The sequence below is a fragment of the Candidatus Binatia bacterium genome, from assembly GCA_036493895.1.
Lineage (GTDB): Bacteria > Desulfobacterota > Binatia > UBA1149 > CAITLU01 > DATNBU01.
Map to the genome: position 1 here is coordinate 46331 of DASXOZ010000017.1, position 14630 is coordinate 60960.

Here is a 14630-nt window from a genome sequence, read left to right on the forward strand (position 1 = left end):
ACCATGGATTCGTTCGGCCTGTCCGACTTCTGGTTCCTCCCGTCCCTGGTCACTCGCGCGCCGGTTCCCGAGGATCTCGGCTCGGTGCAGACCATCGATGCGAAGGCCGAAGTGGCGCCGGCCAGCGTCGGCCTGGCGCACGAAGCAGTCGAGGAGATCTGGGACTCCGCGCTTCGCTGGTATCGCACCGGGATTCATCCGGCGATCTCCATCTGCATCCGCGTGCGTGGCGAGATCGTGCTCAAGCGATCGATCGGCCTGTCGCACGGCGGCGGCCCCGACGAGATCCCGGGAACGCCCAACGTCGAGGTGACGCCGGACACGCCGTTCAACGTCTTCTCCGCGTCCAAGCCGATGGCCGCGATGGTCATTCACCTTCTCGACCAGCGCCACCTGCTGCACCTGGACGATCCGGTCTGCGAGTACATTCCCGAGTTCGTCGAGCACAAGAAGGAATGGGTCACGATCCGCCACGTACTGACGCACCGCGCCGGAATTCCCGTCATTCCCGACGCGGCGCTCGACCTTGCCTACCTCGAGGACATCGACAACGCCGAGGCGATCCGCCTGCTGTGCGAGTCGCGGCCGATTTCGCGCGCCGGCGGCCGCCTGGCCTACCACGCCGTTACCGGCGGTTTCCTGATCGGCGAAATCGTCCGCCGCATCACCGGCAAGAACATTCGTGACGTGGTCGACGAGGAGTTCTGCAAGCCTCTCGGCTGGCGCTGGATGAACTTCGGCGTCAAGCGGCGCGACGTCGAGCAGGTGGCGACGAGCTATTTTACCGGGCTCCCGCTGGTTCCGCCGATGGGCGCCATCGTGCGGCGGGTGCTCGGCATCGATTTCGAGGAAGCCGTGCGCCTCTCGAACGACCCGCGCTACCTGATGGGCGTGCTTCCGGCGGCCAACCTCATCGCGACGGCCGACGAGCTTTGCGAGTTCTACCAGCTTCTCCTCAATGGCGGCACGCTTCGCGGGGAGCGCATCTTCGAGCCGCGCACCGTGTGGCGCGCGACGTCCGAGCAGTCCTACGGCGAGCTGGATTTCACTCTCGGAGTGCCGCTTCGCTACGGCATGGGCTTCATGCTCGGGGGGGAATGGCTGAGCCTCTACGGCTTCGACAGCGCGCACGCATTCGGGCATCTCGGGCTCACCAACATCGTCGGCTGGGCCGATCCGCAGCGTCACTTGACGTGCGCGATCATGACCAGCGGCAAGCCGGTGTTCTATCCGGAAATGCACCGCGGCGGGATGCTCGTCTACACGATCGCGTCCCACTGCCCGAAGGACGAATCGGTGCCGCCGCGCCCGCGCGAGGAGGCGCGGAGTCGTACCGGGCGCGATGCGGTCGCGGGGACGGCGAAGAAGAAGGGCGAAGGGCAGCGCCGCGCCAAGCGCCGCGCCAAGCGCGAGAAAGACGCGAAAAAGCCGAAGAAAAAGCCGAAAAAGAAAGCCTCCGCGCGGTGACGCGTACCGTTCTCTAGTACGCCTCGGCCAGGCGGGCACGGTGCCAGGTGGCGTCGCCCCACAGGAACTGGCTGTGCTGCTGGCGCTTGACCCAGATGTGCACGTCGCACTCCCACGTAAAGCCGATGCCGCCGTGCAGCTGGATCGATCGGCCCGAAAGAAACTTCGCGGCGTCGGAGGCCGCAGCTTTCGCCATGCGCGCCAGTCGCAGCGCATCGGCCGGCTCGTGGTCGACCGCACAGGCTGCGGCATAGACGAGGGAGCGCGCACGATCGAGGTCGAGCATCATGTTGACGATCGGATGCTTGACGGCCTGGAAGAAGCCGATCGCGTGATCGAACTGCTTGCGGGTGCGCGCGTACTCGGTCGTCGTCTGGAGCTGCCACTCGCCGGCGCCGCAGATGTCGGCGGCCACCAGCGTGAGAATCGACGGCAGCGCTTTCGCGAGCGCTTCGTCGGCGAGCTTTGCCGGTGCGACCACGTGGTCCGGCTTCACGTCGACGCCCTGCAAGCGCACGCTCGCCTGGTCGCGCGTAAGGTCCGCGATGCGATCGGGGTCGACCGAGACCCCCGGCGCGTCGGCCGCGACGCGCGCGAGAATCGCGCCGCCCTTCGATTGCGCGGACACGACGAAGAACGCCGCCTTGCGAGCGTCCTGCACGAAATGGGCAACTCCGTCGAGCACGAAGCCGTGATCGATGCTGGTGGCGGTGACGTCCGCGTCCGCAGTCTCCCACGACGCAGCCTCTCCGGTCGTCGCCAGCGAGGCGGCCGCCCCGCCGGCGATCTCGGCGAGCGCGGCGTGCGCCGCGGCAGTCTCGCAGGCCTTGAGCACCTCGGTCGCACACAGCGTCGACAGCAGCGGTGACGGAAATGCCGCACGGCCGGCTTCCTCGACGACCGATGCCAGCGCGACCAGGGGCAGCGCGACTCCGCCGTCGTCTTCGGGGATCCCGAGACCGGTCCAGCCGAGCGCCACGGCGTCGCGCCACAGCTTCTGGTCCCAGGCAACGGGCTGCACCGGGGATTCGTAAGCGCTGTGGTGGTCGTGCGCGACGAGGGTGCGCAGGCGATCGACCGGGAGGTTGTCCTTGAGGAAGCGGCTCGCCTGGTCGCGAACCATCTGCTCGTCGGGTCCGAATCCGAAATTCTTCGGCTGTGCCATCGCTGTCTCCTACTTCGACTTGGCCATGCCGAGCACGCGCTCGCCGAGGATGTTGCGCTGGATCTCGTTGCTGCCGGCGGCGATCGTGAACCCGTACGAATTCAGGTACGCCAGCGGCCACTGGCCTCCGTCGGGCGCACGGTGATCGCCGAGATAGAGGCTCGCCCAGGCGCCCTCGATCTCGAGAGCCGTGGCTGCGATGTCCTGCATCAGCTCGCTCGTCAGCACTTTCTGCTGCAGCGGCAGCCTCAGCGGCTGCTCGCACAGCGACTCGACGCGGGCGCGGCGCGACGTCTGGCGGAACCCCTCCGCGCGGATCGCAAGCTGCATGACGTGGTCGCGCAGCACGGCGTCGTCCCATGCGGTCTTTCCGCCCGGCCGCCTGGTCGCCTTCGCCAGGCGCACGAGCTGGCGCACGCGCTCGTCGATGGAGATGCCGCCGCCCGAGCCGGCGCCCTCGGCGGCGCCGCGCTCGTAGGTGAGCGTCGTCATCGCGACGTTCCAGCCCTTGCCGACCTCGTCCAGGCGCATCTTGTCGGGAACGACGAGATCTTCGAAAAGCACTTCGTTGAAGCCGGTTTCGCCGGTGATCTTGATCAGCGGACGCACCGTGACGCCGTCGGTGCCGCTGATCGGCACGACGAAATACGTGAGGCCCTTGTACTTGTCGTCGCTGCTCGTGCGCGACAGCAGGATCATCCAGCTCGCGAAATGGGCGAGGCTGGTCCACACCTTGTGTCCGTTGATGATCCAGTTGTCCCCGTCACGCACGGCGGAAGTCTGCACGCCCGCAAGATCGCTGCCGGCGCCGGGCTCGGAAAATCCCTGGCACCAGATCTCGTCCGAGGAGAGCAGCGGCGGAAGGTAGCGCCGCTTCTGTTCCTCGGTGCCGTGCACGAGGATCGTCGGCGCGGCCATGTTGAGGCCGATGATGTTCAGCATGTAGGGCACGCCCGCGCGTCCCATCTCCTGGATCGCGATCGACTGCAGGCCCTTGTGGCCATGGCCGCCGTACTCCTTCGGGTAATCGGTGCCGACCAGGCCCGCGCCGTGGCACTTCTTCTGCCAGTCGTGCAGGTAGCGGAACTGATCGTCGGTCATCACCTCGATCGCCGAGATCGGCAGGCGGAACGACGGCGGGGCAGGGCGGTTCTCGGCGAGCCAGCGCCTGCAGTACTCGCGGAACTCGGCTTGTTCCTTCGTATCGGTTCTCTCGGCCATGTCGTGCTCCTGTTCGTCGGCTGCGAGAAGTCGTTGCGTACGAGCGGCCCGCAGAGGCTCCCGGTTGCGTCGAAGTGTCTACGATGCGCGCGGCGCCGGTGCACGCGCGGCCGGCCTGGCTGTCGTCGAGACGTCGTAAAGCACGCCGGAGCCGGTGCTTTCGCCGGAGACTTGCGTGAGCGTCGCTCCGCGCAGCGCCAGGGTGTGCTCGGTCCATCCCGGCACCGGAGAGTAGAGCAGGAAGCTCGCATGACTGCGCAGGAAGTCGTCCAGCGGTCGCACGGGCACCGGTGCCCAGCGGGCGAGGGCCACGTAGCCGGAGTCGATCGTGTCGCGCCCCGTGTCGCGAAGCTGGCCAACCGGATCGGCGACGTAGAGGACGCGGCCCTTCTCGTCGTCGGGAGCGTAGTACCAGTACGCCAGGTAATCGGCGCCGCCGGTAACGACGATCTCGCGGCCTGCCTGCAGCTGCTGCGCGAGCATCGGATGCGTCAGATAAGGATCGCGCCACAGCGGCGGATGGAAGGCCTCGATGCTCGTGCCGACGAACCCTGCCGCCACCGCGGCGGCAAACAGCGCAGTCCCCGGGCCGCGGTCGGACGTGAGCACCCATATTGCGACGGGAATCACGATGGCAAGACCAGCCGATGTGAACGTCGCGTAGCGCTGGTCGAAGACCTGCAGGAAGTATCCGAGCAGCGCACAAAGCGCCGGCAGCGCAAGGCACACGGCGCCGGCCGCGATCTCGTGAAGCGGCACGCGCAGCGGCCACGTGCGCGAGCGCAGGCGCCGCAACGTCTGGACTGCCGCGAGGAGGAGCAGCAGGGCGATGACGACGTGCGGAAGCCCGAAGTCGGCGTGCAGGTACGGGTAGATCCCGGCGACGCCCGGCTTCTGCGGGCGTGCCCAGAAGGCCGGCCGCTGGGACGCGGCGGCTTCTGCGAGCGGCAGCAGTCCGAGCATCGCGACGCCGGCGATGCCCATCGCCAGCCACGGCGCCTTTTCGAGGCGACGGCCGCGCAGCTGCCGTACGCCTTCGCCGACCGCGACCGGCAACAGCGCAAGGACGAAGTAGTAGTGCGTCCAGACTCCGGCGGCCAGGGCGATCGACATCAACGCCAGGTTGGCCGCTGCGCGACGGCCGGCTGCAGCCTCCGACCAGCCGAGCAGCACGAGTGCGAACCACGCGACGGTCAGGCTGTAGCCGCGGGCTTCGGTCGCAAAATGCCAGGCCTCGGTCGACGCGAGCGCGAGCACCGCCGCAAACGCGACCAGCGCGCCGGCTCGTCGCCGAACCATCGCGAACACGACGACCGCGGCGACCAGGAACGCGGCCATCGACGGCAACCGGGTCGCGATGTGTCCGACTCCAACGACAGGCCGGACAAGGTGCGTGAGCGCGGTGAACAGGGGCGGGGAGAGATCCACGCCGTCGATCGAAGCCCGCCACAGCGTTGCCGGCGGCATCGCCGATGCGAGCACGGTGTAGATCTCGTCGTGCCAGAACGCCTTGTCGCGGGACGCGACGACCATCAACACGAAGAGCCAGCCGACGAGCAGCGCGAGCAGCACGCGCTGCCACCACTGCAGGGCACCGGTCATCGCGCGAACATGCGGCATCGAAAAAGCGGCTGCAGCGCGGTGCGCGCAGGAGCAGCGCCAACTGGCAGACAGTCCCCCTCCTGTCAACCGCAGCGGTGGGGGCAGCCAGCGCCAGGGCCGGGTACCGCAGTGCCGGGCACCGGCATCAGCGTTTCAATTGCTTCTCGACGAGCTTATGGGCAAAGCGGCCGCCATGCCGATGCGCCGCAGCGTCGTTCTGTTCCTGGTGGCGGCGCTGGCGCTGCGCCTGGCGTTCGTGCGCTGGCTCACGGTGCCCGCGCCGCAAATCTACGCCGACGCGATGTGGTACCACGCCGCCGCGGAGCAGCTCGCGGCCGGGCTCGGCTACATCCATCACTTGACGCGACAGCCGACAGCCGCCTGGCCGCCGGGTTATCCTGCGATCCTCGCAGCCGTCTATCGCGTGTTCGGCTCCGACCCGTCACGGGCCTATCTGCTCAACGTCGTTGCGGGGACGGCGACGTGCTGGGTGGCCGGTCGCATCGCGGTGGCAGTCTCGAGACCGGCAGCCGCTGCGGTCACGGTCGCGCTCGTCGCACTGTTCCCGAGCCAGCTGCTTTTCTGTTCGCTCGTGATGAGCGAGACGGTGTTCACGCTGCTGCTTTGCATCCTGGTGCTCGCGGCGATCCTGCTCGTGCAGAACAGTGGCGCGCGACTCGACGGGCGCGCGCTACGCGGCTGGATCGTCTGGGGAATCGGCGTCGGCCTCGCCTCGCTGGTTCGCGCCGAGGCTGTCGTCCTCCTGCTCGTGCCTCCGCTCGTGCTGGTTACCACCAGCAACGTGAAGCATGGGGAGGCGACCAGCACGATAGATCCTCGCACTGCGGCGTCGCGCGCCGGCGCGGCCTTGGCGTTATTTCTCCTGACAGCCATCGGTGCGGCCACTGCCGAGCTGCCGTGGCTCGTTCGCAACGCGCTGCTGTTCGGACGCTTCGTTCCGGTCAGCACCAGTTTCGGCCGCACGCTGCTGATCGGGCACAATCCCGTCGCCGAAGGCGACATGAACCTTTACTCGCCGGATCCCGCAGCCGACCACCGCGATCTCGTCTCCGGCGGTGCGGCCGGCGAGCTTGCCGTCGACCAGCGGCGCGAAGCGGCGGCGCTCCAGTACATCCGCGAGCACCCCGGGCGCGAGATCGTCCTCGAAGGCAAGCGGCTTTTCCTCATGTATCGCGCCGACCGCGTGTGGGGAGAATGGTACCGCCCTGCACCCGGGTCGCCGGCGACGCCGTCCGTCGTCGATGCGCTGGGCCGCGCGAGCAACATATTCTATTGGGCCGTGCTGCTGCTTGCGGTGCCGGCTGCCGTCAGGATGCTGCGCGATCGCGACGGTCCGGAATTGGTGCTGATCGTCACGCTGCTGGTGTGGACGGCGTTTTTCGTGATCGTCCTTTACGGGTCCGAGCGCTTCCATTTTCCGCTGGTGCCGCTGCTGTGCGTGCTTGCCGCCGACACGATCGTCACGACGACTCGCCGCTTCGGCCTGCACCAGTGATCTCGATGTCGACGACGAGCCCGTGGTGGTCCGAGTACGGCTCGTCGGCCGCATCATTGAGGATCAGGCGCGTGCTCGAGCGCGCGGAGCAATTGCGTGGGAGCCGCGCGATCGCATAGTCGATCCACGCGGCGCTCGAACGCGTTGGATAGTTCGTGACGGCTCCGGTGCCCTGCGCATCCGTCGTCAGGTCGGTGCCGAGTGGAGCGACCAGCAGCGGGTATTCCTCGTCGGTCGCCGGAGTGTTGAGATCGCCGCAAACCAGGATCGGCGTAGCCGCGCCGATCTCGTCCATCCATCTGGCCAGCTCGCGAAGCTGCGCAACCCGCACCTGGCGGTACGGCTGGCCGGGATAGCGCGACTGCAGGTGCGTTGCCGCCAGGCAAAGGGGACCGCCGGGGCCGTCGAGCGCGACGAAAAGCGCTCCTTTTCCCGCTGCACCGTCGCCCTGCCACAGCTTCCACGCGGGTGCCTGCAGCGAATAGCGGCGAAAGCGCGGGCGCGCGGTTGCTCGCCAGTTTCCGTTGTCGCGCACGAGGCATAGCAAGCCTCCGGCTGCGACCGTCGCCGGCGCACGCACGAAGAACGGAAGATACGACGGCAGCTCGCGGCACAGCAGGCGCACCGAGCCGCCCCACGCTTCTTCGAACGTGACGAGGTCCGGCGCTTCGCGCGCGACTTGGGCGGCGATGCGACGAAGGCGCGCGCGACGCTTCCTTGTCAGTGGTGCAGGAAGACCGTGAACGTTCCACGCCAGCAGACGCAGGTTCACGGTGCTAGCCCGACCGCTCTCAGATGTGGATCGCGCGCCCGTCGACGCCGAGTGCCGCTTCCTTGATCGCTTCGGCCAGCGTCGGATGGGCATGGGCGGAGCGCGCGATGTCTTCTGCCGTCGCACCGAACTCGATCGCGACCGCGGCTTCGGCGATCAGCTCCGAGGCGTTCGCGCCGACGATGTGGATGCCGAGCACCGCATCGGTGGCCGCGTCGGCGACGATGCGCACGGCGCCGTCGGTCTCGCCGGTGCACCGCGCGCGCGGCGTCGCCGTGAACGGGAAGGTGCCGACCTTGACGTCGTGGCCTGCTGCGCGGGCGGCCTCCTCGCCGAGTCCCACCGTGGCCAGCTCCGGCCACGTGTAGACCACCGACGGGATTGCCGAGTAGTTGACGTGGCCTGCCACGCCCGCGATGCGCTCGACGCACGCGATGCCTTCTTCGGAAGCCTTGTGCGCGAGCATCGCGCCGGCGACGACGTCGCCGATTGCGAAAATGCCGGGTTTACTCGTCTCGAAATGCTCCGAGACGCGGATGCGGCCGCGCTCGTCCGCATCGATGCCGACCTCGGCCAGGGCGAGCCCGTCGGTGAACGCGCGTCTTCCGACGGCGACGAGCACGACGTCCCAGGTATCGTCGCTGCGCTTGCCGTCCTTGCCCTCGAGCGTGACCTTGACGCCCTTGCCGGAGACCGCGGCGGCCACTGCGCTGGTCTGCAGCAGGATCTCGATGCCCTGCTTCTTCAGCGAGCGCTCGAGAAGCTGGGCACTCCTGCGGTCGGTGCCGGGCACGATCTGGTCCATCAGCTCGACGATGCGAACGCTCGCGCCGAGGCGGCTCCAGACCGATCCGAGCTCCAGGCCGATGGCGCCGCCGCCGACGACGAGCATGCGCTGCGGCACGGCATCGAACGACAACGCTTCGGTGGAGTTCACGATGCGCTTGCCGTCCACCGGAAGATGCGCAAGCGAGATCGGTACGCTGCCGCTCGCAATGAGAATGTTCGCGGTTTCCAGCTCGGCGTCGTTCAGTCCCGTGACCTCGACGATGCCGTCGGGCGGCGCCGCCGCGATGGTCGCGTTGCCGTGCCAGACGTCGATCTTGTTCTTCTTCATCAGGCCCTGCACGCCGCGCGTCAGGCCGTCGACGACCGTGCGCTTTCGCGCCATCATCGCACCGAGATCCAGCGCAACGTCGCCGGCCTTGATGCCGTGCACGGCGAGGCCTTCGCGTGCCTGCGCGTACAGTTCGGAGGATTCGAGCAGCGCCTTGCTCGGGATGCAGCCGACGTTGAGGCAGGTGCCGCCGAGCGTGCCGTCTTTTTCGACGATCGCGGTCTTCAGGCCGAGCTGGGATGCGCGGATCGCGGCCTGGTATCCGCCCGGTCCGGCTCCGATGACGACGAGATCGTAACGCTGTCTGGCCATGTTTCCCCCGTTGGGGCAGCGAAACTGCCCGCTGCGGCGCGCAGGGCGCCGTCAGATCTCGAGCAGCAGTCGCGAAGGATCCTCGACACGCTCCTTGACGCGCACGAGGAAGGTGACGGCTTCGCGGCCGTCGACGAGGCGATGATCGTAGGAGAGAGCCACGTACATCATCGGCCGGATCACGATCTGGTCGGCAACGACGACAGGCCGCTTCTCGATCTTGTGCATCCCGAGAATGCCGCTCTGGGGCGGATTGAGGATCGGCGTCGACAGCAGCGACCCGAACACGCCGCCGTTGGAGATCGTGAACGTGCCGCCGGAAAGGTCGGCCACTTCGAGCTTGCCGTCACGGGCAAGGGCGGCCAGGCGCCCGATCTCGCGCTCGAGGCCGGCCAGCGTCATCGCGTCCGCGTTGCGGACGACCGGGACGACCAGTCCGCGCTCGGTCGATGCCGCAATGCCGAGATGCACGCTCTTCCTCGTTACAACCTCGTCGCCATCGATCTGCGCCGCGACCATCGGCACGTCGCGCAGCGCAAGGATGCATGCGCGCGCGAAGATCGACATGAACCCGAGCGAGACTCCATGGGCCTTCTGGAACGTTTCCTTGTGACGCGCGCGAAGCTCCATCGCGGCGCTCATGTCGATTTCGTTGAACGTCGTCAGGATCGCGGCGGTGTGCTGGGCCGCGACGAGGCGGTCGGCGATGGTGCGGCGAAGACGCGTCATGCGGGTGCGCTCTTCGCCGTCGTCGGCAGTAGAACGCTGCTGCACGGTCGCGGCGGGGGCCGGCGAAGGCGCAGCTTCGCGGCCCCGCGTTTCCACGGCGGCCGCAACGTCGCCCTTGGTCACGCGTCCGCCGGGGCCGGTTCCGCGTACGGAAGACGGATCGACGTCCTGCTCTTCGGCTGCACGCCGGGCGGCGCGGCCGAGGCGAGGAGCGGCCGAAGAAGCGGCCGCCGGTGAAGGCGTCGCCGCAGGCGGCGCAACCCTCGCGGCAGCGGCGCTCGCCGCAGCCGCAGCGGGAGCGGCAGCAGGCACAGCAGCAGGCATCGCAGAAGGCCCAGCCGTTGCCGGCGCCGCCTTTGCGCCCGCACTGTCCCGGCGCGCGGCCGCTGCCTTCGGGGCAGCCTTTGCGGCGTCTGCTTCCTCGATGCGGGCGAGCACTTCGCCGATCTTTACGACGGCGCCCTTGTCGCGAAGAATCCGCAGCACTCCGGCGGCGGGCGACGGCAACTCGACGGTGGTCTTGTCGGTTTCCAGCTCGACGATGATCTCGTCGACGGCCACGGCATCGCCGTCGGCTTTGCGCCACGCGAGGACCTCGGCCTCGGTGATCGACTCTCCGAGCTGCGGGACGACGACGTCAGCCGGCATGGCTCACCCACGAGACCGACTGTGCACGGCTCGGGCGAAACGCGTTGTCGAGCATCTGCCTCAGCTCGGCCTGGTGCTTCTTGTAGGAGCCGGTGGCGGGACTGGCCGCCGCTTCGCGGCCCACGTAGTAGAGCATGCGCTGGTCGTCGAAAATCATGTGGTTGCGATCGAAGATGAAGCGCCACGCGCCCATGTTCTTCGGTTCTTCCTGTACCCAGTCCACTTCGGTCGTGGCCGGATAGCGCGACAGCACTTCGCGGATCTCGGCGAGGGGGAAGGGGTAGAGCTGTTCGACGCGCACGATCGCGACGTCGTGGATGTTGCGCTCGGTGCGGTCGGCGACCAGGTCGTAGTAGACCTTGCCGCTGCACAGCAGTACGCGACGCACGTGCTCGCGATCGATGTCGCCGGTCTCGTCGAGCACCAGGCGGAAGTCGACGTCGGTGAAGTCCTCGATCGTCGAGACGCAGAGGCGATTCCTCAGCATGCTCTTCGGGCTCATGATGACGAGCGGCTTGCGGAAGTTGCGTTTCACCTGGCGGCGCAGCACGTGGAAGAGCTGGGCCGGGCTGGTCAGGTTGCAGACCTGGATGTTCTGCTCGGCGCACAGCGTAAGGAAGCGCTCGAGGCGGCCGCTCGAATGCTCCGGGCCCTGGCCTTCGTAGCCGTGGGGCAGCAGCAGCACGATGCCGTTGGTGCGCTGCCACTTCGATTCGGCCGAGGCGATGAACTGGTCGATGATGATCTGGGCGCCATTGGCGAAATCGCCGAACTGGGCTTCCCAGACCACGAGGTTTCGCGGGTCGGCCGACGCGAAACCGTACTCGAAGCCGAGTACGCCGGCTTCCGACAGGTTGCTGTCGATCAGGTAAAAGCGGCTCTGCTCGGCGCTCATGTGGTCGAGAGGCACCCAGATCGAGCCGTTCTCCATGTCGTGGAGCTCGGCCTGGCGGTGGCTGAACGTGCCGCGGCCGGAATCCTGCCCGGAAAGGCGCACGCAGGTGCCCTCGAGCAGCAGCGTGCCGAGGGCGAGCATCTCGCCGCAGCCCCAGTCGATTCCCGCTCCCGAGAACACCATGTGCGTGCGCTCGGTGTAGAGCTTCGCGATTTTCGGGTGGGGCGTGAAGCCGTCGGGCTTGACGGCCACCGTGCGCGCGACCTCGCGAAGCAGGTCCGCCGACACGCGCGTCGTCGCCGACCAGTCTTCGCCCGCCCACGTGATCCCCTTCCAGACTCCGCCGAAGGAGAACACCTGCTGCTTGGGCATGAAGTCGCGCGCGTAATCGAGGGCCTTGTTGAACTCGGTGTCGATGCGCTCGACGATGTCGGAGACGCCGCGCTCGTCGAGCACGCCTTCGCGCACGAGGCGGTCGGCGTAGACGCGCGACACCGGCGGCATCGATGCGATCTTGCGGTACATCAGCGGCTGCGTGAACGTCGGGTCGTCGAGCTCGTTGTGGCCGTGGCGCCGGTAGCAGACGAGATCGACGAGCACGTCTTCGCGGAAGCGCGAGCGGAACTCCGCCGCGATGCGGCCCACCTGCACGACCGCTTCCGGATCGTCGCCGTTGGCGTGAAGCGTCAGCGCCGAAATCAGCTTGGCGACTTCGGTGGGATAACGCGTGAAGCGGTAGTCTTTGGGCGAAGTGGTGAAGCCGATCTGGTTGTTGACGATCAGGTGGATCGTGCCGCCGGTACGGAACGCGTCGAGCTCCGACAGGCCGAGCGTCTCCATGACGATTCCCTGGCCCATGAATGCCGCGTCGCCATGCATCAGCAGCGGCAGGACCATGCTGCAATCGGAATCGGCCAGGTAGTGCTGCTTTCCGGCGACGATGCCTTCGGCCACCGGGTTGATCGCCTCGAGATGGCTCGGATTGAACAGCAGCGACAGGTGGATGTCGGAACCGGACCTGGTGCGGTGATCGCGCGAATAGCCGAGGTGGTACTTGACGTCGCCGTCGCCCTGCACGCTCTCGGCGAGGAAGTTCCCCTCGAACTCGGAGAAGATCATCTCGTAAGGCTTGCCGAGGATGTGCGCGAGCACGTTGAGGCGCCCGCGGTGCGGCATGCCCATCACGACTTCGCGCGCGCCGAGGCGTCCGCTCTCCTCGACGATCTGGTGCGTGAGCGGCACCAGCGACTCGGCGCCTTCGAGCGAGAAGCGCTTGGCGCCGACGTACTTCTTGTGCAGGAACTGCTCGAACATGTTCGCGCGCAGAAGCTGGTCGAGGATCTCGATGCGCTCGGCCTCGCTCAGGCCCGGGCGGTTGCAGGAGGGCTCGATGCGCTCCTGGATCCACTCGCGCCTCTCCTTGCTCTGGAAGTACATGTACTCGATCGCGACCGTGCCGCAGTACGTCGCGCGCAGGTGCTCGATCAGCTCGCCGATGCGCACGACGGGCTTGGCCTTGAATCCCGGCACCTCGACCGCGCGCGAAAGATCGGCTTCGCTCAGCCCGAATTGCGAAAGCTCGAGCAGCGGATGCGAAGGCTGGTTTTGGCCGAGGGGATCGAGGTCGGCGATGAGGTGGCCGAGCTCGCGGTACGAGTGGATCAGGTCGAGAACGCTCGCCGTTGCCAGCGTTGCCGCGCCGCGGCGCGAGGGCCGAGGCGTTTCCTCTGCAGCAGGCGCCGCCTGTGCCGCTGCCGGCGAGCCGCCCGCCAGATCGAAGCCGGCGAAGAACAGGCGCCAGTCCTCGCCCACCGACGAGGGATCGGCAAGGTACTTTCGGTACAGTGCGTCGACGTAGTCGGCGTTGGAGATGTTTGCGAAATCGGGCTTGCTCATGACCTGGTTGCGCCGCTGGAGCCGGCGCGGACTTTGCGTAGACGTCGTGCACTCACCGAATCTGGGATGGTCCCGATTTGCCGGTGCGACGCAGGGCGCCCATTTTAAGCGGCATCGCGCTGTGGTTGCGAGCAGGCGCCGGCCGGCTGCCGCATCGAGTCGCGCAGCGATCGTCACCGCTGGCAGCCGCAGCGCCGCGGCAACGCGATCCGATTAGCGAGGCTTACGGTAAAGCCTGAGAAACCTTATGCTTTTTGGTGCGAGGGTCGCCCGGAGTTCCGGATGAAAACGACGAAGACATTCACCCGTCCCGAATTGAGGCAGCTGCGGCAACGCCTGGCCGAGGAGCCGGACTCGATCGCCGGCTCCGTCGACATCATCCAGGCGTTGCTCGACCAGGCGGAGTACGGCCTCGACTGCGCCGCGCTGCTCGAGGAAGCGGTGCGCTTTCCGGCCGAACCGTACACCGACGCCGAGGCCCTGGTCGCGAGGCTGACCGACGGTTTCAATGCGATCTGGAACCGCCACCATTGGTCGGCGGCCTGAAATTTCATACTTGAGACCAGCGCCGGTCCGGGTCACACTGCCGGTTCGTGCCCGTCCGGCTGCCGAATGGGGCCACCACCAACGATTTCCGCCGGATAGCCGCCGGCCGTGAAGGACACCGTGAAGCTCGAAACCGAGTTCGTGAGCCGCAGGGGAAGCTGGAAGAGCGCACTGGTTGCCGCTGCGACGGTCGCGATCGTGACCGCCGGCGGCCCGATTCTGGTCCTGCCCGCCCTGGCCGCCAAGGGCGACTGCTCCCAGCCGCTTTCGAGCGGGACCGGCCCATCGGCTGCCGACTGCGGTTTCGTCCTGCAGGCCTCGGTCGGATCCAAGACCTGCGAGCTGTGCGTCTGCGACGCCAACGGCAGCGGCACGCTGACCACCGTGGACGCGCTGGTCTGCCTCAAGGTCGCCGTCGGGCAGAACGTTGCCCTGTCGTGCCCGAGCTGCTCGTCAGGTACATCGACGACGACGACCCTGGTCGAGCGCGTATCGACGACCTCCACGTCCACGACGTCGACGACGACGACGATGCCCTTGCACTGCTCGAGCAATTCCGACTGTTCGTCGCTTCCGACCGCCTTCCGCTGCAACCCGAACGACGAGCTTTGCGAGAAGCCGTGCTTCAAGAACATCGACTGCCACGATTTCTACGAGTGCAACCTGACGACGCACTACTGCCAGGCCCCCGCTCCGCTATTCTGACCGCTCGCCGGCCCCGGCCTGCGATCTACCGTTTTCTCG

Annotated in this window: 11 protein-coding genes; 4 read left to right on the top strand and 7 right to left on the bottom strand. The window is 67.5% G+C overall.

All coding sequences use genetic code 11. The annotated features are described in order from the left end of the window. The first annotated feature begins 3 nt into the window (after positions 1-3). A complete protein-coding gene (locus VGK20_04495) occupies positions 4-1467 on the top strand; it encodes a serine hydrolase domain-containing protein (GenBank protein HEY2773297.1) in 1464 nt (487 codons plus the stop codon). A 13-nt stretch (positions 1468-1480) separates the two neighbouring features. Here the strand turns inward: VGK20_04495 and VGK20_04500 are convergent, their stop codons facing one another. The 3 genes from VGK20_04500 to VGK20_04510 all read right to left on the bottom strand — a co-directional run bounded on the left by VGK20_04500 (position 1481) and on the right by VGK20_04510 (position 5473). After that, on the bottom strand, positions 1481-2632 hold the full coding sequence (locus VGK20_04500; protein ID HEY2773298.1) for an acyl-CoA dehydrogenase family protein: 1152 nt from the start codon (positions 2630-2632) through the stop codon (positions 1481-1483). A 9-nt stretch (positions 2633-2641) separates the two neighbouring features. Then, positions 2642-3853: an acyl-CoA dehydrogenase family protein gene (locus tag VGK20_04505; protein ID HEY2773299.1), complete on the bottom strand. Its 1212-nt coding sequence runs from the start codon at positions 3851-3853 to the stop codon at positions 2642-2644. A 78-nt stretch (positions 3854-3931) separates the two neighbouring features. Next, positions 3932-5473, bottom strand: a complete 1542-nt coding sequence (locus VGK20_04510) for a glycosyltransferase family 39 protein (GenBank protein HEY2773300.1) — start codon at positions 5471-5473, stop codon at positions 3932-3934. Positions 5474-5648: 175 nt separating this feature from the next. Here VGK20_04510 and VGK20_04515 point away from each other — a divergent pair, with 175 nt between their 5' ends. Beyond that, a complete protein-coding gene (locus VGK20_04515; GenBank protein HEY2773301.1) occupies positions 5649-6971 on the top strand; it encodes a glycosyltransferase family 39 protein in 1323 nt (440 codons plus the stop codon). Here VGK20_04515 and VGK20_04520 read toward each other — a convergent pair. From VGK20_04520 to VGK20_04535, 4 genes are read right to left on the bottom strand one after another with little or no spacing between them, the layout of a single operon-like run. Further along, on the bottom strand, positions 6937-7743 hold the full coding sequence (locus VGK20_04520) for an endonuclease/exonuclease/phosphatase family protein (GenBank protein ID HEY2773302.1): 807 nt from the start codon (positions 7741-7743) through the stop codon (positions 6937-6939). The genes VGK20_04515 and VGK20_04520 overlap by 35 nt on opposite strands. A gap of 19 nt (positions 7744-7762) precedes the next feature. After that, on the bottom strand, positions 7763-9172 hold the full coding sequence (gene lpdA, locus VGK20_04525) for a dihydrolipoyl dehydrogenase (GenBank protein ID HEY2773303.1): 1410 nt from the start codon (positions 9170-9172) through the stop codon (positions 7763-7765). A gap of 51 nt (positions 9173-9223) precedes the next feature. Next, positions 9224-10549: a 2-oxoglutarate dehydrogenase complex dihydrolipoyllysine-residue succinyltransferase gene (gene odhB / locus VGK20_04530; GenBank protein HEY2773304.1), complete on the bottom strand. Its 1326-nt coding sequence runs from the start codon at positions 10547-10549 to the stop codon at positions 9224-9226. Continuing rightward, positions 10539-13340, bottom strand: coding sequence for a 2-oxoglutarate dehydrogenase E1 component (locus VGK20_04535; protein ID HEY2773305.1), 2802 nt, complete (start codon positions 13338-13340; stop codon positions 10539-10541). The genes odhB and VGK20_04535 overlap by 11 nt, the downstream gene beginning before the upstream one ends. 282 nt (positions 13341-13622) lie before the next feature. Here VGK20_04535 and VGK20_04540 point away from each other — a divergent pair, with 282 nt between their 5' ends. Both VGK20_04540 and VGK20_04545 read left to right on the top strand, forming a co-directional pair. Next, positions 13623-13886 (top strand): hypothetical protein, encoded by a 264-nt coding sequence (locus VGK20_04540; protein HEY2773306.1) that lies wholly within the window; start codon positions 13623-13625, stop codon positions 13884-13886. 108 nt (positions 13887-13994) lie between these two features. Next, positions 13995-14591 (top strand): hypothetical protein, encoded by a 597-nt coding sequence (locus VGK20_04545; protein ID HEY2773307.1) that lies wholly within the window; start codon positions 13995-13997, stop codon positions 14589-14591. The last annotated feature ends 39 nt before the right edge of the window (positions 14592-14630 follow it).